We start from the raw sequence: 18,508 nt of genomic DNA, 5'->3' as shown, positions 1-18,508 counted from the left end.
ACGGATGGCGAGACGGGGAACAAGCGCCTCATCGGTGCATTCTGTGCGCCCCGCGTTGCCTGCCGCCGCAGCGCAGATCTACACTGCTGGCCAATCACCCACTCGCAAGGATTTCCCGATGAGCCACTTTCGCCCTGTCGCCCTCGAACACGCCAGCCGCCTGCTGAACCACGGCCCGACGGTATTGATCACCAGCCGCAGCCGCGACGGCGCCAAACGCAACGTGATGGCCGCCGCCTGGTCGATGCCGGTGGAGTTCAGCCCGCCGCGCATTGCCATCGTGGTGGACAAAGGGGCGCACAGCCGGCAAATGATCGAGGAAAGCGGTGCATTCGGCATTTGCGTGCCGGCGGCCATGTTCATCGACGCCACCTACGCGGTCGGCAGCGTGTCCGGGTTGAATGACGACAAGTTCGCTCGCTTCCACATCGCCGCGGTGCCGAGCGCCACCCTACAGGTGCCATTGATCGAACAGGGCTGCGTGGCGTGGCTGGAGTGCCGCTTATTGCCGGAAAGCGGCGCGCAGGAAAAATACGACACCTGCTTCGGCGAGGTGCTGAGTGCGGCGGCGGACGAGCGGGTGTTCCAGCAGGGGCGCTGGAACTTCACCGCCGCCAATGCGGATCTGCACACTATTCATCATTTGGGGGCGGGCAACTTCGTGCGCAGCGGCGAGACGCTGCGGGCCAAACCGCTTTAATCGGCCGCGCGCTTGCGGTCGGCATCATAGCGTTCGCGGGCGGCGTCCAGCTCGGGGAAATGGTATTCCGCCCATCGGTCCAGCGCCGTCAGCGTCTCGACCAGCGAGCAGGCGACGGCGCTGAGCCGGTATTCCACATGCGCCTGATTCTTTTCACTTAAATCCAGCCGTTCGAGCAGCCCGTTGCGTTCCAGCTGGCGCAGCGTTTGCGTCAGCACCTTCTGTGAAATGCCGTCGATGCGGCGCAGCAGCTCGCCGTTGCGCATCGGCCGCTGCGCCAGCGCGGGCAGGATCAGCATCACCCACTTGCCGGAAATCAGCGCCAGCGCATCGCGCGCGGAGCATTTACTCGAATAGACGTCGCCGGGATAGGCCATGGGGGGTTACCTTCAGGTGCGTAATTGCCAAGGATGCGATAAAGCCACAGCATAGCAGCACCACCTTACAACGGGAGACACAGGATGAACGTGCTGATTGTGCTGGCTCACCCCGAGCCGCATTCTTTCAATGCCCATTTGGCCGAACAGGCGCGGCAGGCCTGGCTGGCGCAGGGGCATCAGGTGAAGACGGTCGATCTATATCAGGAAGGGTTTGATCCGCGCGAGGGCGCCGGCCATTACCCCAGCAGAAAGCAGGCGGACAGGTTCGATGCGATGCAGGAGCAGCGCCATCACTGGACGAATCAGGCGCTGCCGGCGGAGATCCGGCGGCATATCGAGCTGCTGCGCTGGACGGATACGCTGGTGCTGCAGTTCCCTTTCTGGTGGTTCGGCGCGCCGGCCATCATCAAGGGCTGGATGGATCGGGTGTTCGTTTACGGCGGGCTCTACGACAGCCGCCACCGCCATGAGAATGGCGTGATGCGCGGTAAGCGGGCGCTGCTGACCGTGACCGCCGGCGCCTCCGCTCAGGCCTGTGCGCCGGACGGGCGCGACGGCGATATGCGGCTGATGCTGTGGCCGATCATGCATGCGTTGCACTATATCGGTTTTAGCGTGCTGGAGCCGTTCCTGGTCTATGGCGTACGCGGCGGGCTGACGGGAGAGGCGCTGCAGGCGCAGAACGCCGCTTTGGCGCAGGTGACGCAGGCGTATCGGGCTGGCTTAAGCGATCTTGCCGCCTGGCCGGCGGTGCCGTTCAACCGCAATGACGATTTTGACGCCGATCTGGCGCTGAAGCCCGGCGCGCCGGTCTACAGCCCGTTCGTGCGGCACCGCGATCCGGTTTAGAATCCGGCCTTCAGCAGTTCCTCGCGCAAGTCGTCGATAATCGCCGGTTCGATGTCGGGGAACTGTTGCTGGATATCGGCGATGGCTTCGGCCACGCTCGGGCCGGCGAAGGTGCCGGAGAAGGGCACCAGCGGCAGGTTGGCGTCGCTGTCCGGTAGTTCACCGCGGATAGTGCCGGTGATCATGCCCGCTTTTTTTTCCGCTGTGAGGTCGTACTCCCCCACGTTTTTGTCGATCGGTTTCATTGGCCGCCTCGCTGTCGGTGAGTATTTACCCTGTCTGTTAAAGCATAGTGTTTCAGGCAATGAATACCAATCAATGTATATAATATTAATATAAAACAAAGTGATGCACGATTTGTCGTTTGACGTTCACCGGGGGCCGGCGCTATGCTCGTGGCGCTAAAGGAACCTTCCTCACTGACAGGGACAGACGACATGAAAAGACTGAAAAGCGCGGCGCTGTTGTTGCCGCTGTTGGCGCTCAGCGCCTGCACTCATCACCTCAGCAGCGCCGAGCAGCATGCCAAACACTACGTTTATCAAACCCGCGACGACTTCGATCCGCAATTCCGCACCGATGTGAACGGCAGCATTAAAAACGCCGTGCCGATGTTCGAACAGTTCTACCAGCAGGGGAAAAAGGATCGCGCGGCGGGCGTGGCGCGCAGCGAGGCGCAGAAAAAGGCCGACTATCTGGCCAGCCCGGAATTCCAGCAGAACATGGAACACAAAACCATTTTCATCAATCGCGCCTACAGCGGCTCCGACAATCCTAAGCGTCGCCAGGTGCTGTCGCAGGAAGCGGTGGGCGCCTATTGGGATGGTTACGAAGGGCGCTGACTGAATCCCACATAAACAGAAGGTAATAAAAACTGGCCTTCTGCCGGTTATTTGATTATAAAAACCGCCGCTAAGGACGATGTTCATAATCGAAACCAGGAGTGTTTATGTTGGCAAACGTTAAGCGTTCGTTCGCCGCCGCCGTCGTATTGATGTTGGCGTTGCCCGCGGCCCAGGCCGCGGATTACCGTGTGGGCGAGCAATACACCCGGCTGGATAAGCCGGTGGCCGCCGCGCCGGCGGTGGTGGAATTTTTCTCCTTCTACTGCGGCCCTTGCTATCAGTTCGCCGAAACCTACCGCGTAGGCAGCACCGTGGCGCAGGCGCTGCCCGCCGGCGAAAAGGTCACCAAGTATCACGTCAGCCTGATGGGCAAACTGGGCAATGAGCTGACCGAAGCCTGGGCGGTGGCGACGGTACTGGGCGTAGAAGACAAGATTGAAGGGGCGATGTTCGACGCGGTGCAGAAACAGCGCGCCGTCAATAGCGCCGAAGATATTCAGCGGGTGTTCACGGCGGCCGGCATCGATGCCGCCACCTATGAAAACGCGCGCCACAGCCTGCTGGTCAAAGGGTTGATCGCCAAGCAGAACGAAGCGGTGAAAGCGTTCGACGTGCGCGGCACCCCGTCGTTCTACGTGGCTGGCAAATACAAGATAGACAATGCCGGCATGGCCAGCACCAGCGTTGAAGGCTACGCCAAAGAGTACGCGGCGGTGGTGCGCCATCTGTTGGATACGCAGCCTTAAGGCGATGTCTCCCCGGCGCCCGATGATCTGTGATCGCGGCGCCAAATCCCCGGCTCGCCATTGATTGTGTGTTAACGGATTGTTATGGTGGTTTTCTGTTCAACGGCGCAGCACCGCTGCTGTTTGAAGGGAGAGATCATGACGGCATTGGCAACGCTCCGGGACGTCGGCTTCGAAGAGTGGCTGGGGAAAATCAACACCGCCTGCGGCCGATTCTGCGCGAAAACGCTGGGGCCGGGCTTCAGCGGGGCGATGCAGGAATTCCGCGCCCATGCGCTGCGCCTGAGCGTGGTCGACGTGTCTCAGGCCCGGCTGTACCGCACGCCGCGCGAGATCGCCCGCAGCGACGGCGCGCACTTTTTTACCGTCTTCCAGCTGCGCGGCAGCGCGTTGATGGAACAGGGCGAGAGCCAGGCGGTGCTCTCTCCCGGCGACATCACGCTGATCGACGCCTCACGGCCCAGCAGCTTCACCTTCCAGCGCGATTCACGCCAAATCTCACTGCTGTTGCCGCGCGGCTGCCTGCCGGTGCCGCCGCCTTGTGCCCAGCGTCTCGGAGCAGAGCTCAGCGCGGTGCGCCTCAGCCGCCAGCTGGTGCTGAGCAGCATGCAGGATCCTCAGCTCGCCGCGGCGGAAAGCGAAGCGGTGCTGAATGCGCTGGCGGCGCTGCTGCGCCCGGCGCTGGCGCTCGAACAGGCGCGCCCGGAGGGGCAACAGCCGGTTTTCGACAAGGCGCTGGCGTTGATCGACAGGCATATTCAGTCGGCGCAGCTGCGCCCGGAATGGGTGGCGGCCGAGTTGGGGGTGTCGCTGCGCAGCCTGTATCGGCTGTTCGCCCGCCAGGGGCTGGTGGTGGCGCAGTACATCAGAAATCGCCGGCTGGATCTGTGCGCGCAGGCGCTGCGCAGTGCCGCCGGGCAGGAAAAGCTGGCTGGAGTCGGCCTCGACTGGGGGTTCGCCGATCACAGCCATTTCTCGACCGCTTTCAAGCAGCGTTTCGGCATGTCGCCGAGCGAGTACCGCCGGCAATATCAATAAATCAGGGCGCGGGCCAGGCCCGCGCCGCTTCACTCAATAGCGGATGCAGACCGATTTGGTTTCGGTGTAGGCATCCAGCCAATCCGGGCCGAAATCACGGCCACTACCCGACTGTTTGAACCCGCCGAACGGCATGTTCGGGTCGATCAGCGTATGGGTGTTGACCCACACGGTGCCGGCCTGAATGCGCGGCGTCAGCGCCATCGCCTGCTGCAGGCTGGTGGTCCACAGGCTGGCGGTCAGCCCGAAGTCGGTGTCGTTGGCCTTGCTCAGTGCCTCCTCGGCGCTCGCCACCCGAATCAGGTTGACCACCGGGCCGAACACTTCCTCGCGCGTCAGGTTCAGCCTGTCGTCCGGGTTGATCACCAGCGTTGGCGGGATGTAGAAGCCGTTGGCGTCCGGCCCGGCCGCGCCGCCGATAAGCTCGGCGTTTTTCGCCCGGGCGTCGTCCAGGTAGGCCGCCACCTTGTCGCGGTGCGCGAGCGACACCAGCGGGTTGATTTGCGCGCCGGTGTCCATGCCCGGCCCGACCGACAGCGATTTCACTGCCTGTTCGAAACCGGCCACCAGTTGGTCATAAATCGGCGCTTCGATATAAATCCGCGAGCTGGCGGCGCACACCTGCCCCTGATTGAGGAAGCTGCCGAGCATCAGGCCTTCGATCACCTGCTGCGGATCGGCATCTTTCAGCACGATGGCCGGGTTTTTGCCGCCCAGCTCCAGCGTCACGCGGGTCAGGCGATCCGCCGCCGCGCGCGCGATGCTTTTGCCCACCGGCGTGGAGCCGGTAAAGCTGACTTTGGCGATCAGAGGATGTTCGGTCAGCGCCTTGCCGCACACGGTGCCGCGGCCGGTGACCACGTTGAACACGCCCGGCGGCACGCCGGCTTCACTCGCCAGTTCGGCGATGCGCAACAGGGTGAGCGGGGTGGTTTCCGACGGCTTGATGACGATGGAGCAGCCCGCGGCCAGCGCCGGCATCACTTTCCACATGCCGATCATCAGCGGGAAGTTCCAGGGCACGATGCCGGCGACCACGCCAATCGGCTCTTTACGGGTATAAACCTGATATTTGGCGCCCGGCGGCATCGGAATAGAGACGTCCAGCGTCTGGCCGGTGATTTTGGTCGCCAGACCGGCGGTGTAGCGCATCCAGTTCAGGGTGCTGCCGACTTCGAAAGCGCGGGCGATGTTGATGGACTTGCCCTGCTCCAGGGTTTCCAGCTGCGCCAGCTCCTCGGCGTGTTGTTCCACCAGATCGGCGAAGCGCAGCAGGATGCGTTCGCGCTCTACCGGCAGACGCTGCGCCCAGACGCCTTCGCTGAAGGCTTTGTGGGCGGACTGCACCGCCAGCGCGACGTCGTGTTCGTTGGCGTCGGCGGTGGTGGCGATCTGCTGCCCATTGGCGGGGTTATACACCGCCAGGCGGCCTTCCGCGGCGGACGCGCGCCACTGGCCGTCGATATACAGCCCATGCTGACGATCGAGAAAACGCGACACGCTATCCAGCACGGCTACGGTATTGTCAGACATACATCCTCCGATCAGGCTCATCAGGTTATCGTTAACCCTGCAAGTCTAGATCAGCGGGAAAGCGGCGGCTTTGGTCTGCCTGACATTCGGTTTGCCCTGCGTGTCATTTTGCCGTGACGGAAGGGTAAACCGCGGCCGGCGGGCGCCGGCCGGGAGGGATCACGAACTCAGGGTCGCCAGACGGGTAGCGAAGCCGAGGAACAGCAGGCCGATGAGGCCGTTGCCGAGCTTCGCCAGGCCTTTCTTGTGATTGAAGAAATGCGCCAGCATCGCGCCGGAGAAGATCAGCGTGCTCATGTAGATAAAGCTGACGGCTTCGAGGATCAGCGCCAAAATGGTGAACGACAGCCCGGTGTGCGCGTAGTTGAAATCGATGAACTGCACGAAGAACGACACGTAAAACAGAATAGCTTTCGGGTTGGTCAGGCTCAGCGTCAGCGACTTGCGCAGAATGCTGTGGCCGCCCTCAATCTGCTGCTGTTGCGCCTGCGCCTTCTGCACGAAGGTGGCGTAGAGGATTTTTGCGCCGAGGAACAGCAGGTAAATCGCGCCGAGAAAACGCACCAGGGTAAACAGGAACGGCGTGGTGCGGATCAGCGAAGCCACGCCGATGTAAGCGCAGAAGATCAGGATTGCATCGCCGATGAACACGCCGAGCGCCGCGGTGTAGCCGGCGCGCACGCCGCGCGATACGCCGGTTTTCAGTACGTACAGCGTATTCGGCCCCGGCAGAATGATAATGAAGACCACCCCGGCCAAATAGGTCCATAAATTCAGGACGCCAAAACTCTCTAACACAATAACCTCTCCATGCGCGCAACTAACAGGCAAAAACACTGGCCACGCCCGTGACCGGCCGCGATCCTAACGCTGTGCAACCGGGTTGGCAACGTAATAAACTTCATGTTGTTGGTTAAAAATTGTTGAAACATTGTTGAAAACGTCGGCGCCGAATTAAAAAGCAAGAGCCGACGTGTTTCGCCAACGGCCCGTCACTATGCTGGTTAACATCGAAACCGCAGTGAGGAACGGATGATGAAAAACGTAATCGACAGCGCCGATCCGCGCTGGCTGGCGATCGTCAGCCGCGACAAACACGCCGACGGCCGCTTTATCTACGCGGTGAAAACCACCGGTGTGTATTGCTCGCCTTCTTGCCCGTCACGCCAGCCGAACCGGCAAAACGTGGAGCTGTTCGAGGACGCCGAGCAGGCGGAGGCGGCCGGTTATCGGCCCTGCAAACGCTGCCGCCAGGGGCTGACGCCGTTGACGGAGCAGCATGCGCGGCATATAGCCGAGGCCTGCCGCTATATCGAACGGGCGGAGAAAGCGCCGTCGCTGCAGACGCTGGCGCGTCACGTCGGGTTGAGCCAATACCATTTCCACCGGCTGTTCAAAGCGATCACCGGCCTGACGCCGAAAGGCTATGCCGACGCGCAGCGCAGCCAACGGCTGCGCACCGGTCTTATGCAGCAGGAGACGGTGACCGATGCGATCTTCGACGCCGGCTATGGCGCCAATGGCCGCTTCTATCAGCAAGCCAACGTCGCGCTGGGCATGACGCCGAAGGCTTACCGGGCGGGCGGCAAAGGCATGCGCATCCATTTCGCCGTTGGGCGCTGTTCGCTGGGTGAGATCCTGGCGGCGCAGAGCGAGGTGGGCATCTGTGCCATTCTGCTGGGGGACGATGCGCAGCGGTTGGTGCAGGATCTGCAGGACAAATTTCCCAATGCCGAGCTGATCGGCGGCGACGCGCAGTATGAAGCGCTGATGGCGCAGGTGGTGGGGCTGATTGAAGCGCCGGAGAACGGGTTGGCGCTGCCACTGGATATTCGCGGCACCGCGTTTCAACAACGGGTCTGGCGGGCGTTGCAGGCGATACCGGTCGGCGAAACCGTCAGCTATGCCGATATCGCCCGGCGCATCGGCGCGCCCAAAGCGGTGCGCGCGGTGGCTGGCGCCTGCGCCGCCAACGTGCTGGCGGTGGCGATCCCCTGTCACCGGGTGGTGCGCAACGACGGCGCCTTGTCCGGCTATCGCTGGGGCGTCGAGCGCAAGCAAGCCTTGCTGGAAAAAGAGGCGCAGCGATGAGCGGCCCGCTGGCGGCGCGGCTGGCCGAATTGGACTGGGCGACAATCGAACGCGAACTCGATGCGCAGGGCTGCGCGCGGTTGCCTGGCGTGCTCAGCCAAGACCTGTGCCGCGAGCTGGCGGCGCTCTACCCGCACGATGCGCACTTCCGCAGCCGTGTCGTGATGGCGCAGCATGGTTTTGGCCGCGGCGAGTACCGGTATTTCGCCTATCCGCTGCCGCCGCCGGTGGCCGAGGCGCGCGGCCTGATGTATGCACGGCTGGCGCCGGTGGCCAACCGCTGGAACGCCTTGTTGGGTCTGGCGGCGCGCTATCCCGCCGAACACGAGGCCTACCTGGCCGAATGCCACCGGGCCGGCCAACGGCGGCCGACGCCGCTGCTGTTGCGTTACGAAGCCGGAGATTACAACTGCCTGCATCAGGATCTGTACGGCGAGCGGGTGTTTCCGCTGCAGGTGGCGTTTTTACTTTCCGCCCCCGAACGGGATTTCACCGGCGGCGAGTTCGTGCTGACCGAACAGCGGCCGCGGATGCAGAGCCGGCCGGAAGTGGTGCCGCTGCAGCAGGGCGACGCGGTGGTGTTCGCCGTGCATCATCGGCCGGTGGCGGGAGTGAAAGGCTACTATCGGGTCAATCTGCGCCACGGCGTCAGCCGGATACGCGCCGGCCAACGCCACACGCTGGGGGTTATCTTTCACGACGCGCTATAGCTTGCGCGCCAGCAGGGTGGCGAAGCGCAGCGAGATACGGTTGCCGGCGGCGTCGGTCTTATGCAACTGGCCGACGTCCTCGTTGTATTTGAGGATCTCCCAGTCGCGATAATAATGCTTCAGCTCACCCGGGCTGAAGGTAAACGGAAACGGCAGCGGGCAGGGATAATCCTCGCTATCCATCGCCGCCACGATCAGGTTATGGCCGCCGCGTACGGTGCTGTCCTGCATGTTTTGCACGATATGCGGAATTTGCTGGCGTTCGAGAAACATCATCACCACGGTGGACAGGATGAAGTCGTATTCGCCGCTGAAGCGGTGGGTATTGAGATCCTGCACGCTGGCGCTCAGGCGGGTCAACTGCTCGGCGTCGATGATCTGATTGAGGCGGTCTATCGACGGCGCGTGCTTGTCCCAGGCGGTGACGTCGAAACCTTTCAGATTGAGATAGAGCGAATTGCGGCCGCCGCCGCAGCCCAGATCCAGCGCCTTGCCCGGCGCGATGCGCGCCGCCGCCTCGATCACTTCGGAGTGGGTGCGCGTCAGTTCGTATTTCTTGTGGTAGTAATCTTCCGCCGTGCAGTAAAACGCCAGCCGGCAGGTCATGTCGTCCGAGAAGGAAACGATGCGATGCCACTGCTGCGGTGCGATAAACGGCGGCTGGCTTTCGGGGCTGAACTGCCAGGTCTCGGTGGTGGCGCCGTCCTCGGTCATCATGGCGAACGTCAGGCTGCCGCTCAGTACGGTGAGCTTCGCCCAGGTGCCGCTCTGGGTGTTGTGGCGCTGGCGGAAGGCCGCCGGCAGCGTGTCGTTGTTCCATTCCGGCAGGGTTTTGTAGCAAAGCAGCTGCTGCTCCATAAGGGGCTCCTCTGGCTGGGCAAGCAAAGTGATTTATATGATGTATATAAAATACATCTTTATGAGGCGTTTGAACATAGCGGCCTGACGGAAAGGCGCGGCGATATCTTTATACTGGATTGTGCGCGGCGGCTGGGCTAATTTCAGTGCTGTTCATGTCATCACGTTCAGGGAAAAGATGCCGATACCTCGTTTATTCCACCCGCTGCCCTTCCGTTGGCTGAGCCTGGCCGCGCTGCTGGCGCTGGCGGGCTGTACCAGCAAAACCACCACCACGGCGCCAACGGCGCGTCCCGCCGACGTCAAAGCGCGATTGATGACGCTGATCCCGGCCAACGCCGGCGATCGTCAGGGCTGGGCCACCGATATTACCGCCGCCTTCGCCGCGCAAGGCATTGAGCCGAGCGATGAGAACCTGTGTTCGGTGCTGGCGGTGACCGAACAGGAGTCAACGTTCCAGGCTAACCCGCAGGTGCCGGGGTTGCCGAAGATCGCCTGGAAGGAGATCGACCGCCGCGCCGATCAGATGCACATCCCGAACTTTTTGGTGCACACCGCGTTGAAGATTTCGTCGTCGAACGGGCAGAGCTACAGCGAGCGGCTGGATAAGGTGCGCACCGAGAAGGATCTGAGTGATATCTTCGATGACATGATCGACCGTGTGCCGATGGGGCAGAAGCTGTTCGGTCATTTAAATCCGGTACATACCGGTGGCCCGATGCAGGTGAGCATTGCCTTCGCCGAGGCGCACGCCAAAGGGTATCCTTATCCGGTCGACGGCTCGATTCGCCGCGAAGTTTTCAGCCGGCGCGGCGGTATGTACTTCGGCATTATGCATTTGCTGGGGTACCCAGCCGATTATAGCCGGCCGATTTACCGCTTTGCCGACTTCAACGCCGGCTGGTACGCCAGCCGCAACGCGGCGTTCCAAAACGCGGTCAGCCGGGCTAGCGCCATTCCGCTGGCGCTGGACGGCGATCTTATCGACTTCGGCAGCGACAAGCCCGGCTCGACCGAGCTGGCGGTGCGCACGCTCGGCAAGCGCCTGAACATGAGCGACAGCGCCATTCGCCGGGCGCTCGAGAAAGGCGATACGGCCGGCTTTGCCGATACCGATCTGTATAAGAAGGTCTATGCGCTGGCGGGCGGCAAGCTGCCGCGCGAAATGCTGCCGGGCATCCAGCTGGAAAGCCCGAAAATCACCCGCAAGCTGACCACCGCCTGGTTCGCCAAGCGGGTGGACGAACGCCGCCAGCGCTGCATGGCGCGCGCCGGCGGGTAACCCAAAAGAAAACGCCGCCGGTGGCCTGAACCACCGGCGGCGCGATCGCGCCTCAGGCGCTGCGGCGTGGGTTGGTCAGGCCGAAGTTAAAACTGTTGCAGCGGTTGCAGAACTCTTTCATCACCGGCGGCGTGTCCATCATCGGCACTTTCACCTCGATAAACGCCAGCCGATCTTGCCGCGAGGCGTGTTCCAGGGCCATTTCCAGCTGCTGCGTGGTCTCCACCGCCACGCTGAACGACTGCGCCTGGGTATTCAGCACCGCCGGCAGTTTGGCGTAGTCCCACGGGCCGATGTCGTTGTAGGACGAGTTTTCGCCGAGGATATAACGCTCGATGGTGTAACCGTCGTTGTTGATCAGGAAGATGATCGGCTTTTGCTCGCAGCGCAGCAGGGTAGATACTTCCTGCGCGGTGAGCTGGAAGGAGCCATCGCCGATGAACAGCAGGTGACGGCGCTCAGGGGCTGCCATCAGGGTGCCGAGCAGCGCCGGCAGGGTATAGCCGATCGAGCCCCAGATCGGTTGGTTGACTACCTTGACGCCGCCCGGCATGCGCATGCCGCCGATGGCGGCGCCCGAGGTGCCGTTTTCCACCACCACCACGTCATCCGCCCGGATAAATCGTTGGATCCGTTGCCACAGATAGGCCTGGTCGATGGGGACGTCGCTCGGCGTCGCCAGCTTTTCACGGGGATCGGGCAGCGGCGCCAGGCGCTGTACCGGCGCGTCTTCGCTCAGATCCAGCAGCGCCTGCAGCAGATCCGCCGTTGCCACCGCCGGGTAGGAGGTGTTGTCCAGCTTCAGCGAGAACGGCTGGATATCCACCTGAGCAGCGGCGGAAATTTGCTGCGAGAAATAGCCGGTGGTGGAGTCCACCAGACGTACGCCGAAGCTCAGCACGCAGTCCGAGTGGGCCATGCGTTCATACAGTTCGGGGCGCGACAGGTTGCCGCTGTAGCCGCCCATCCAACCGGCGGTATCTTCCGGGATAATGCATTTGGCGGTCGGCATATTGGTCAACGGAATGGCAAAGCGATGAGCGACTTCGATAACCTGCTGCTGCAGCTGATAGCGATCCACCATTTGGTCGACCAACATGATCGGGCGCTGCGCGCGTTTTATTTTGGTTAACAGCGCCATTGCCGCTAATTGCACATTATATTTATCGCTGGCCGGCAACTGCGGCGCCGCTGCGGCTGCGGTGATTTCAATTTCGACGTCGCAAATATCGGAAGGCAGCTGTAAATAGACCGGTTTCTTCTCTATCCAGGCGCGGGAAATAACGCGCGGAATTTCCTGGGCGGCATTTTCAGGCGTAATCAAGGCTTGAGCAACGGTGAATTGTTTAAAACAGTTCATGACGTTGTCGAAATTGCCGTCGCCCAAGGTATGGTGCAATAGCTGATGATTCTTCATCGCGTGCAGCGGCGGCGTGCCGGCAATGCAGATCACCGGCGAAGATTCGGCATAGGCACCGGCGATGCCGGACAGCGCGGCCAGATCGCCGACGCCGTAGGTGACGATCAGCGCGCCGGCGCCCTGCATCCGGGCATAGCCATCGGCGGCGTAGGCGGCGTTCAATTCATTGCAGTTGCCGACAAACGCCAGCCGTTCGTCGCTTTCCAGCAGCTCCAGCAGACTGAGGTTATAGTCGCCGGGCACGCCGTAAATACGATCGACCTTCAGGGCGTGAAGCTGTTGCAGAATGAATGACCCGATAGTTATTTTCATTGATTGCTCCGGATTATTTATCTTTATTTTGTCAGGCGAAAATCAGCAAAAATAAATTGCTGGCGATGTTGTGTCGTTAGCATTAACAGTTATTTAAAGCGTCGGCTTGTTCAAGAGACGGCTGGCAGGCGGTAAATAGGCGGTTTGTACTCGGCGCTTTACGCGATTGAGTAATGCATAAAAAGTAGGGTTATTGAGTATTGGGAAGAGACGGTATTTTTCATTGGCGGTATATCGACAGAAAAGCGGCGGCGCATTGGCATTTATCATGATTCAGGGCGAATCATCCGGTACTTTTGACGCCGCGTTAAATCCTGCCTGGTAGCACCCGGCTGTGGGTCTGGAAAAGAAAAACCGAAGCTGACGTAAAGGGGGATTTTGGTGATCCGCCGCACGCTTATTTCATGAAACCATCCAGTAACCAATAAAAAACAAAAAATTAACAACTGGCGTTTTTTGTTCGCCCGTTTTCGTCAGCTTTGCTTTACGGGGGCCGCAGTGCGCGCCACGTCGGGCCGGCGTTAAAATACGCCGTTGCGGGCGTTAATATAACGTGGTGGCCATCACATTCCGTGGGAAGTGATACGTAAACTTTTCTCTACGTGCGCGCAGATGGCGTATACCTACCAGAGAGGATGGTGCCCCAGTGGCACTGGCCAACGGGGGAAAGAGCGATGAAAAGCTATCGACATATTCTGGTACTGATTCACGATGAGCGCGATGGGTTGCCGTTGCTGCGTCAAACGGTGGCGATGGTGCGCGGGCTGCCGATCGCCATCACCGTCGGCCACCTTAACCCCGACTATGCGGAGCTGGAGTACGGCAGCGATGCGCTGGTCAAAGATCGCCAGGCGCAGGAGGTGATCGCCGCCAAGGCGATGCTGAGCCGGTTGGTGAGCGCCGTTGATGCGCCGGTTGCTGTCAAGGAAATCGTCACCATCCGGCGCTTTAAGGACGTCAGCGATTTCATTCATCAGGCCGGCATCGATCTGGTGGTGGTCGGGCACCAAAACCGCCTGTTCGGCCTCTATTCCTCATATTCTCTGGAATTTGTGAACCGTCTCGATGTCGATGTGTTGGTCAAGCATCTTGCCCGCGAGTCGCGTGCGACAAAGCGGACTTTTCCCACGGTTTTGCCGTCCTAAAGGCGATAGCATGCGGATATCGGTACAGTTTGTTATGAATTATTGGGAATTTTCCGGTGCTAAACTTAACCAAAGCACAACGGGCGTTGGATAAATTAGATACAGCTTGATCTTGTCTGGGCTATCGGTAAAAATCTGCGGCCGTATTTTTACAGGAGCTTTACGATGTTTCTCAAACGGACTCTTTTGGCATGTTCTCTGGCGTTGATATTTCCTGCACTGCCTTCTTACGCTGAGGTTGGTACAGAAAGTGGCAATACCGTGCAGGCTGAAAAACCGGGTCTATGGCAGCGTTTTACCCATAACGTGGCGGAGACCTGGAACAACTCGCCTAACCACGATCTCTATATCCCGGCCATCACCTGGCACAACCGTTGGACTTACGATGATGAACATATCGATAAGTACAACGAACGCCCGTGGGGCGCCGGTTACGGCATCTCCCGCTACGACAGCGACGGTGACTGGCACGGCATCTACATCATGGCGTTCAAGGACTCCTTCAACAAGTGGGAGCCGATCGGCGGCTACGCCTACGAGAAGATCTGGCGCCCGCTGGATGACAAGGATTTCCGCCTGGGGCTGGGCTTCACCGCCAGCGTCACCGCGCGTGACAACTGGAAATACATTCCCATCCCGGCGCCGCTGCCGCTGGCCTCTATCGGCTATCAGCGGCTGACGTTCCAGGCGACCTACATTCCCGGCACCTATAACAACGGCAACGTGTTCTTCGCCTGGCTGCGCTGGCAGTTCTAAACTTCCTGAATTCCGAAAAACGGCGCGGTGGAGAGATAAAAGGAACTTGTCGCCGCCGCTGGCGTCGGAAGGGTATCCCGGCGCGCTGCGCCGATCGCATGCCGTTATTACAGGAGTTTCACCACTATGATCACCAAACATCGTTTACTGCTGGCTTTGGCGCTGTCCGCTACCCTGGCCAGCGGCGCCACCCAGGCCGCCGGGCTGATGGATTCCCTCAGCAGTGCGGCGGGCGAACTGAGCAAGTCGGGCGGCGACAGCAGCGGCGGCATGTCGCTTTCCTCGTTGACCGGCCTGTTGAACGGTGGCGACAAGGCATTGAGCTCCAGCAGCATGACCAATGCCGCCGGTATCCTGCAGTACTGCGTGAAAAACAACGTGCTGTCGGCTAACGGCGCCGAAGGGGTGAAAGATCAGCTGCTCAGCAAGCTGGGCATCACCAGCACCGAAAACGCCAAGAGCCAGGATTATCAGCAGGGCCTGGGCGGCTTGCTGCAGACCGGCGAAGGCAAGAGCCTGGATCTGAACAGCCTGGGCACCTCGCAGATCACCGAGAAGGTGAAGCAAAAAGCCTGCGATCTGGTGCTGAAACAGGGCAAATCCTTTATTTCATGATGAGCGAACGGCGGAGCGCTCCGCCGTTCTTTTTGCATAAGCTGGAAAAATGAAAAAAACGTTGATGCTTTCCCTGTTGGCAGGGATGACGATGTTGCAGGGGTGTTCCGTGAAATCCAACGATGCGCCGCCACCGCCGCAGGTGAAACCGATCGGCATGGCGAACCCGGCCGACGTGTACTGCACCCAAATCGGCGGCAAGCTGAATGCCAAAGAGAATGCGGCAGGCCAGTATTCCACCTGCACCTTGCCGAGTGGGCAGGAAATTGAAAGCTGGGAACTGTTCCGCCGCGATCACCCGGTGAAAAAGTAACCCTCGCGGCGCCGGCTTTTCCGCCCGGCGCCCGATCAGAATTGGCGATCCCCTATCGGCTGCAGCTGCAGGCTGCCGTCCTTCTGTAGCGTCAGCGGCATGCGCCAATCGCTCTGTTTATCCAGGTTGAACGGCCGGGAGCGGAACATGCAGCCGGTCTTGATGTTCTTGATTTTCATGACGTGTTCCGCGTCCGCATTGATTTTTATCTCGAAGCTGCCTGCGGGTGGAATAAAGACTTCCGCCAGCTGTTGCGGCGCCGTCGGCGTTTCCAGTTTGACCAGCACCGCGAAATCGTTGCCCTGATTATCCAGCGTCAGCCGATGCAGACCGGTCGCGGGTAGCCGCGTCGGCTGATGCAGATAACCGGCTGAGGCGGGCCACGGCTGCCCGGCATTGTCATGCAGCGGACCGCCGCACTGTTCACGCGCCTCGCGCAGCGGCATTTCGCGCTTTATTGCGCGGTTATAATCGGTGGGGGCGGCGAGGCTGAACTCGTCGTCATATTGGTGGGCGCGCAAATAGCGCTTGGCGCCGAGCACCCCAACGGCGATCAGCATGAAGAACAAAAATATCCTCAGGCGATTTTTGAAAATCAGCCCGAACAGCTTCCCGGGGAGTTGAAACAGCCACCTTGCGATCGTCAATAACATCGTTTTCCCTTAGCGTCCAAGCCGTTACGTCTGCGGTAACTTCGCTTGCCTCAGTATAGCCAACATCCCGCAGGCGAAAATCCTGCCCGGCGATTTTTCTTTCGCTCTGTATTGTACGTTTTTGTTTGTTTGTGTACATTTGTGATCACTTTAGCGTCACCGGATTGACATGATGTCCAAACTGTTACCGAATGAGCGCCATCAGGCCATTCTCGATGCGCTTCGCCAACAGGGGCGGGTGCTGGCCCTGGAGATGGCGCAGCGGTTGAATACCACCGAAGCCACCATCCGCCGCGATCTGCGCCAGCTGGCGGCGCAGAACCTGTGTAAACGTATCTATGGCGGCGCGCTGGCGCCGACGCCGGCTGAAGGCCCCGTTGCGGCGCGCATGGCGCTCAGCGGCGATGAGAAGCTGACGCTGGCGCAGACCGCGCTGGGGTTGATCGGTGAAGAGCAGCTGATCTTCCTCGATGCCGGCAGCACCCACCTGTATCTGGCGGATCTGTTGCCGCGCGATCGGCGTTTGACGGTGGTGACCAATGCATTGAGCATCGCCGGCAAAATGCTGGAACGGCCGGGGATCCGCACCATCCTGATCGGCGGTGAGCTGGATGCGCAGGTTGGCGGCTGCGTGGACGCCAAGGCGGCGGAAGAGATAGACGGTTTCCATTTCGATCTGGTGTTCACCGGCATCTGCGCCTACGACCCGGATGGCGGCTTCTCCGCGCTGAGCTACCAGGACGCCACCTTCAAAAAGCGGCTGCTGACGCGCGCTGGCAGCGTGGCGGTGCTGTGTACCCGCGACAAGCTCAATACCTACGCCCCTTACCCCTTCCTGCCCGCCGGGCGGGTGGATCATCTGGTGACGGCGCGCGGCGCGCACCCGCAGCTTGAGCTGCAGGTGGCGCAGGGCGGCGGCCAGGTTTGGCACAGCGATTTACCGACCGGAGAATGATGATGAAAATAGCCCATGTTGCCCTGTGGACCCGTGATATCGACGCGCAGCTGGCGTTTTGGCAGCGCTATTTCAACGGTGAGGCGGGTGAGGAGTACGTCAGCCGCAACCGGCCGGGGTTTGTTTCCCGTTTCGTCAGCCTGGCGGCCGGGCCGACGCTGGAGATCATGCGCGTGCCGACGCTGTTGCCGGCGCAGGCCCAGGAAGAACGGGTGGGCTGGGCGCACATCGCGCTGTCGCTGGGGGATGAACGGCAGGTCGATAGATTGGCGCAGCGCGCACAGCAGGAGGGTATCCTGCAGTCCGCGCCGCGCTGGACCGGCGACGGCTTCTATGAGGCCGTCATCCGCGATCCGGACGGCAACGCGATCGAAATCACCGCCTGATCACTCTTCTTCAATGCTGGCGAACTGCTCGCCCAGGTAGTCGAGCAGCAGCCGCACCGCCGGCAACAAACCGCGGCGCGACGGGTAGACCGCATGTACTACGCCGCCCTGCGGCTGCCAGCCGGGCAGCAGCTGGACCAGTTCGCCGCGCAGCATGTCGTCGCGCATCATCATCGCTGGCAGCTGAACGATGCCGGCGCCGGCGATGGCGGCGGTGCGCAGCATCAGCATGTCGTCGGTGACCAGCCGCGGCGTGTGTTCCCACTCGACCCGTTCCCCCTGCGGGCCGGTCAGCCGCCATTGGTGCTGAGCGCGCGCCGGGCCGAGATCGAGCGTCGGGTATTTACGCAGCTCTTCCGGCATGCGCGCCGGCCCGAAGGTGCGCACCAGCGCCGGGCTGGCGGCGACGCACCAGGTGCGCTGCGCCAGGATCTTCAGCACCAGATCGCTGTCTTCCAGCGGCGGCGGCCGCACGCGGATCGCCAGATCCAACCCTTCCCCCACCACGTCCACCCGGCGGTTGGTCGCTTCCAGATGCACCGTCACCTTCGGATAGTCGGCCATAAAGGCCGCCACCATGCTGCCGACGCGGGTGTGCAGGATCGCCACCGGGCAGGACATGCGCACCGTGCCGCAGGGCTCGGCGCGCGTCTGTTCGATCGCCTGCTGCGCCGCTTCCGCTTCCACCAACATCGCCTTGCAGTGCGCGTAATAGGTTTGGCCGACCTCGGTCACCGAGAAACGCCGCGTCGAGCGCTGGATCAGGCGCACGCCCAGCCGCTCTTCCAGCAGCGCCACGCGGCGGCTGAGCTTGGATTTGGGAATGCCCAGCGCCCGGCCGGCGGGAGCAAATCCCTGGTGATCGACCACGCTGGCGAAGAAAAACAGATCGTTCAGATCGGTCAGCATCGTATCCCTTAT

Annotated in this window: 23 protein-coding genes; 14 read left to right on the top strand and 9 right to left on the bottom strand. The window is 61.2% G+C overall.

The window, feature by feature from the left end; all coding sequences use genetic code 11:
* Positions 1-118 precede the first annotated feature (118 nt).
* A complete protein-coding gene (locus ACUTSC_RS10780; RefSeq protein ID WP_197766881.1) occupies positions 119-700 on the top strand; it encodes a flavin reductase in 582 nt (193 codons plus the stop codon).
* Here the strand turns inward: ACUTSC_RS10780 and ACUTSC_RS10775 are convergent.
* Entirely contained in the window at positions 697-1,077 is a 381-nt protein-coding gene (locus ACUTSC_RS10775) for a winged helix-turn-helix transcriptional regulator (RefSeq protein ID WP_038873124.1), read from the bottom strand. The two genes, ACUTSC_RS10780 and ACUTSC_RS10775, sit on opposite strands and share 4 nt — an antisense overlap.
* A gap of 84 nt (positions 1,078-1,161) precedes the next feature.
* Between ACUTSC_RS10775 and ACUTSC_RS10770 the strand changes: the two genes are divergently transcribed.
* A complete protein-coding gene (locus tag ACUTSC_RS10770; protein WP_197766880.1) occupies positions 1,162-1,929 on the top strand; it encodes an NAD(P)H-dependent oxidoreductase in 768 nt (255 codons plus the stop codon).
* Here ACUTSC_RS10770 and ACUTSC_RS10765 read toward each other — a convergent pair.
* A complete protein-coding gene (locus ACUTSC_RS10765) occupies positions 1,926-2,174 on the bottom strand; it encodes a hypothetical protein (RefSeq protein ID WP_016928938.1) in 249 nt (82 codons plus the stop codon). The genes ACUTSC_RS10770 and ACUTSC_RS10765 overlap by 4 nt on opposite strands.
* Before the next feature lie 192 nt (positions 2,175-2,366).
* Here ACUTSC_RS10765 and ACUTSC_RS10760 point away from each other — a divergent pair, with 192 nt between their 5' ends.
* The 3 genes from ACUTSC_RS10760 (at position 2,367) to feaR (ending at position 4,558) form a co-directional block, all read left to right on the top strand.
* Positions 2,367-2,771 (top strand): Exc2 family lipoprotein, encoded by a 405-nt coding sequence (locus tag ACUTSC_RS10760; protein WP_089185538.1) that lies wholly within the window; start codon positions 2,367-2,369, stop codon positions 2,769-2,771.
* Between the two features lie 107 nt (positions 2,772-2,878).
* On the top strand, positions 2,879-3,520 hold the full coding sequence (locus tag ACUTSC_RS10755; protein WP_197766879.1) for a DsbA family protein: 642 nt from the start codon (positions 2,879-2,881) through the stop codon (positions 3,518-3,520).
* 138 nt (positions 3,521-3,658) lie between these two features.
* The gene (feaR, locus tag ACUTSC_RS10750) at positions 3,659-4,558 is read left to right on the top strand and encodes a transcriptional regulator FeaR (protein WP_197766878.1); all 900 of its coding nucleotides are present in this window, start codon (positions 3,659-3,661) and stop codon (positions 4,556-4,558) included.
* A gap of 33 nt (positions 4,559-4,591) precedes the next feature.
* On the opposite strand, the gene ACUTSC_RS10745 is transcribed toward feaR, so the two are convergent.
* Both ACUTSC_RS10745 and leuE read right to left on the bottom strand, forming a co-directional pair.
* Complete coding sequence (locus ACUTSC_RS10745) at positions 4,592-6,091, bottom strand: aldehyde dehydrogenase family protein (RefSeq protein ID WP_197766877.1); 1,500 nt, start codon at positions 6,089-6,091, stop codon at positions 4,592-4,594.
* A 159-nt stretch (positions 6,092-6,250) separates the two neighbouring features.
* Positions 6,251-6,889 (bottom strand): leucine efflux protein LeuE, encoded by a 639-nt coding sequence (gene leuE / locus ACUTSC_RS10740; protein WP_016928933.1) that lies wholly within the window; start codon positions 6,887-6,889, stop codon positions 6,251-6,253.
* A gap of 237 nt (positions 6,890-7,126) precedes the next feature.
* Here leuE and ada point away from each other — a divergent pair, with 237 nt between their 5' ends.
* Positions 7,127-8,182 carry a bifunctional DNA-binding transcriptional regulator/O6-methylguanine-DNA methyltransferase Ada gene (gene ada / locus ACUTSC_RS10735; RefSeq protein ID WP_197766935.1) on the top strand — a complete coding sequence of 352 codons (1,056 nt, stop codon included), beginning with the start codon at positions 7,127-7,129 and terminating at the stop codon, positions 8,180-8,182.
* Positions 8,179-8,892, top strand: a complete 714-nt coding sequence (locus ACUTSC_RS10730; protein ID WP_197766876.1) for a 2OG-Fe(II) oxygenase — start codon at positions 8,179-8,181, stop codon at positions 8,890-8,892. Before ada ends, ACUTSC_RS10730 begins: the two co-directional genes overlap by 4 nt.
* On the opposite strand, the gene tehB is transcribed toward ACUTSC_RS10730, so the two are convergent.
* Complete coding sequence (gene tehB / locus ACUTSC_RS10725; protein ID WP_197766875.1) at positions 8,887-9,750, bottom strand: SAM-dependent methyltransferase TehB; 864 nt, start codon at positions 9,748-9,750, stop codon at positions 8,887-8,889. The genes ACUTSC_RS10730 and tehB overlap by 6 nt on opposite strands.
* A 178-nt stretch (positions 9,751-9,928) precedes the next feature.
* Here tehB and ACUTSC_RS10720 point away from each other — a divergent pair, with 178 nt between their 5' ends.
* Positions 9,929-11,032, top strand: coding sequence for a DUF1615 family protein (locus tag ACUTSC_RS10720; RefSeq protein WP_197766874.1), 1,104 nt, complete (start codon positions 9,929-9,931; stop codon positions 11,030-11,032).
* Between the two features lie 52 nt (positions 11,033-11,084).
* Here ACUTSC_RS10720 and ACUTSC_RS10715 read toward each other — a convergent pair whose 3' ends face one another.
* Positions 11,085-12,764: a thiamine pyrophosphate-binding protein gene (locus ACUTSC_RS10715; RefSeq protein ID WP_197766873.1), complete on the bottom strand. Its 1,680-nt coding sequence runs from the start codon at positions 12,762-12,764 to the stop codon at positions 11,085-11,087.
* A gap of 674 nt (positions 12,765-13,438) precedes the next feature.
* Between ACUTSC_RS10715 and ACUTSC_RS10710 the strand changes: the two genes are divergently transcribed.
* From ACUTSC_RS10710 to ACUTSC_RS10695, 4 genes are all read left to right on the top strand, one after another.
* Positions 13,439-13,909, top strand: coding sequence for a universal stress protein (locus ACUTSC_RS10710; protein ID WP_063990876.1), 471 nt, complete (start codon positions 13,439-13,441; stop codon positions 13,907-13,909).
* A 165-nt stretch (positions 13,910-14,074) separates the two neighbouring features.
* Positions 14,075-14,665, top strand: coding sequence for a lipid IV(A) palmitoyltransferase PagP (pagP, locus tag ACUTSC_RS10705; RefSeq protein ID WP_197766871.1), 591 nt, complete (start codon positions 14,075-14,077; stop codon positions 14,663-14,665).
* 126 nt (positions 14,666-14,791) lie between these two features.
* Positions 14,792-15,280, top strand: a complete 489-nt coding sequence (locus ACUTSC_RS10700; RefSeq protein ID WP_015376789.1) for a DUF2501 domain-containing protein — start codon at positions 14,792-14,794, stop codon at positions 15,278-15,280.
* Positions 15,281-15,329: 49 nt separating this feature from the next.
* Entirely contained in the window at positions 15,330-15,593 is a 264-nt protein-coding gene (locus ACUTSC_RS10695; protein ID WP_004940597.1) for a putative hemolysin, read from the top strand.
* A gap of 35 nt (positions 15,594-15,628) precedes the next feature.
* On the opposite strand, the gene ACUTSC_RS10690 is transcribed toward ACUTSC_RS10695, so the two are convergent.
* Together ACUTSC_RS10690 and ACUTSC_RS10685 are read right to left on the bottom strand one after the other, a co-directional pair.
* The gene (locus tag ACUTSC_RS10690; protein ID WP_242512580.1) at positions 15,629-16,153 is read right to left on the bottom strand and encodes a hypothetical protein; all 525 of its coding nucleotides are present in this window, start codon (positions 16,151-16,153) and stop codon (positions 15,629-15,631) included.
* Positions 16,095-16,385: a hypothetical protein gene (locus ACUTSC_RS10685; RefSeq protein WP_242512579.1), complete on the bottom strand. Its 291-nt coding sequence runs from the start codon at positions 16,383-16,385 to the stop codon at positions 16,095-16,097. The genes ACUTSC_RS10690 and ACUTSC_RS10685 overlap by 59 nt, the downstream gene beginning before the upstream one ends.
* 33 nt (positions 16,386-16,418) lie before the next feature.
* Between ACUTSC_RS10685 and ACUTSC_RS10680 the strand changes: the two genes are divergently transcribed.
* Together ACUTSC_RS10680 and ACUTSC_RS10675 are read left to right on the top strand one after the other, a co-directional pair.
* Positions 16,419-17,201 carry a DeoR/GlpR family DNA-binding transcription regulator gene (locus tag ACUTSC_RS10680; RefSeq protein ID WP_070915501.1) on the top strand — a complete coding sequence of 261 codons (783 nt, stop codon included), beginning with the start codon at positions 16,419-16,421 and terminating at the stop codon, positions 17,199-17,201.
* A 2-nt stretch (positions 17,202-17,203) separates the two neighbouring features.
* Positions 17,204-17,587, top strand: a complete 384-nt coding sequence (locus ACUTSC_RS10675) for a VOC family protein (protein ID WP_107227159.1) — start codon at positions 17,204-17,206, stop codon at positions 17,585-17,587.
* Here ACUTSC_RS10675 and ACUTSC_RS10670 read toward each other — a convergent pair whose 3' ends face one another.
* The gene (locus tag ACUTSC_RS10670; protein ID WP_197766870.1) at positions 17,588-18,496 is read right to left on the bottom strand and encodes a LysR family transcriptional regulator; all 909 of its coding nucleotides are present in this window, start codon (positions 18,494-18,496) and stop codon (positions 17,588-17,590) included. It abuts the gene before it with no gap.
* Positions 18,497-18,508: the final 12 nt, after the last annotated feature.

This window comes from Serratia sp. TSA_105.2, from assembly GCF_052692115.1.
Note: the sequence above shows the minus strand (reverse complement) of the source record. Positions and strands in the feature narration are given on the sequence as shown.

Coding starts and splice junctions, on each gene's coding strand:
- ACUTSC_RS10780 (WP_197766881.1), top strand. CDS start 119: ATGAGCCACTTTCGCCCTGTCGCCCTCGAACACGCCAGCCGCCTGCTG.
- ACUTSC_RS10775 (WP_038873124.1), bottom strand. CDS start 1,077: ATGGCCTATCCCGGCGACGTCTATTCGAGTAAATGCTCCGCGCGCGAT.
- ACUTSC_RS10770 (WP_197766880.1), top strand. CDS start 1,162: ATGAACGTGCTGATTGTGCTGGCTCACCCCGAGCCGCATTCTTTCAAT.
- ACUTSC_RS10765 (WP_016928938.1), bottom strand. CDS start 2,174: ATGAAACCGATCGACAAAAACGTGGGGGAGTACGACCTCACAGCGGAA.
- ACUTSC_RS10760 (WP_089185538.1), top strand. CDS start 2,367: ATGAAAAGACTGAAAAGCGCGGCGCTGTTGTTGCCGCTGTTGGCGCTC.
- ACUTSC_RS10755 (WP_197766879.1), top strand. CDS start 2,879: ATGTTGGCAAACGTTAAGCGTTCGTTCGCCGCCGCCGTCGTATTGATG.
- feaR (WP_197766878.1), top strand. CDS start 3,659: ATGACGGCATTGGCAACGCTCCGGGACGTCGGCTTCGAAGAGTGGCTG.
- ACUTSC_RS10745 (WP_197766877.1), bottom strand. CDS start 6,091: ATGTCTGACAATACCGTAGCCGTGCTGGATAGCGTGTCGCGTTTTCTC.
- ada (WP_197766935.1), top strand. CDS start 7,127: ATGAAAAACGTAATCGACAGCGCCGATCCGCGCTGGCTGGCGATCGTC.
- ACUTSC_RS10730 (WP_197766876.1), top strand. CDS start 8,179: ATGAGCGGCCCGCTGGCGGCGCGGCTGGCCGAATTGGACTGGGCGACA.
- tehB (WP_197766875.1), bottom strand. CDS start 9,750: ATGGAGCAGCAGCTGCTTTGCTACAAAACCCTGCCGGAATGGAACAAC.
- ACUTSC_RS10720 (WP_197766874.1), top strand. CDS start 9,929: ATGCCGATACCTCGTTTATTCCACCCGCTGCCCTTCCGTTGGCTGAGC.
- ACUTSC_RS10715 (WP_197766873.1), bottom strand. CDS start 12,764: ATGAAAATAACTATCGGGTCATTCATTCTGCAACAGCTTCACGCCCTG.
- ACUTSC_RS10710 (WP_063990876.1), top strand. CDS start 13,439: ATGAAAAGCTATCGACATATTCTGGTACTGATTCACGATGAGCGCGAT.
- pagP (WP_197766871.1), top strand. CDS start 14,075: ATGTTTCTCAAACGGACTCTTTTGGCATGTTCTCTGGCGTTGATATTT.
- ACUTSC_RS10700 (WP_015376789.1), top strand. CDS start 14,792: ATGATCACCAAACATCGTTTACTGCTGGCTTTGGCGCTGTCCGCTACC.
- ACUTSC_RS10695 (WP_004940597.1), top strand. CDS start 15,330: ATGAAAAAAACGTTGATGCTTTCCCTGTTGGCAGGGATGACGATGTTG.
- ACUTSC_RS10690 (WP_242512580.1), bottom strand. CDS start 16,153: ATGCTGATCGCCGTTGGGGTGCTCGGCGCCAAGCGCTATTTGCGCGCC.
- ACUTSC_RS10685 (WP_242512579.1), bottom strand. CDS start 16,385: ATGTACACAAACAAACAAAAACGTACAATACAGAGCGAAAGAAAAATC.
- ACUTSC_RS10680 (WP_070915501.1), top strand. CDS start 16,419: ATGTCCAAACTGTTACCGAATGAGCGCCATCAGGCCATTCTCGATGCG.
- ACUTSC_RS10675 (WP_107227159.1), top strand. CDS start 17,204: ATGAAAATAGCCCATGTTGCCCTGTGGACCCGTGATATCGACGCGCAG.
- ACUTSC_RS10670 (WP_197766870.1), bottom strand. CDS start 18,496: ATGCTGACCGATCTGAACGATCTGTTTTTCTTCGCCAGCGTGGTCGAT.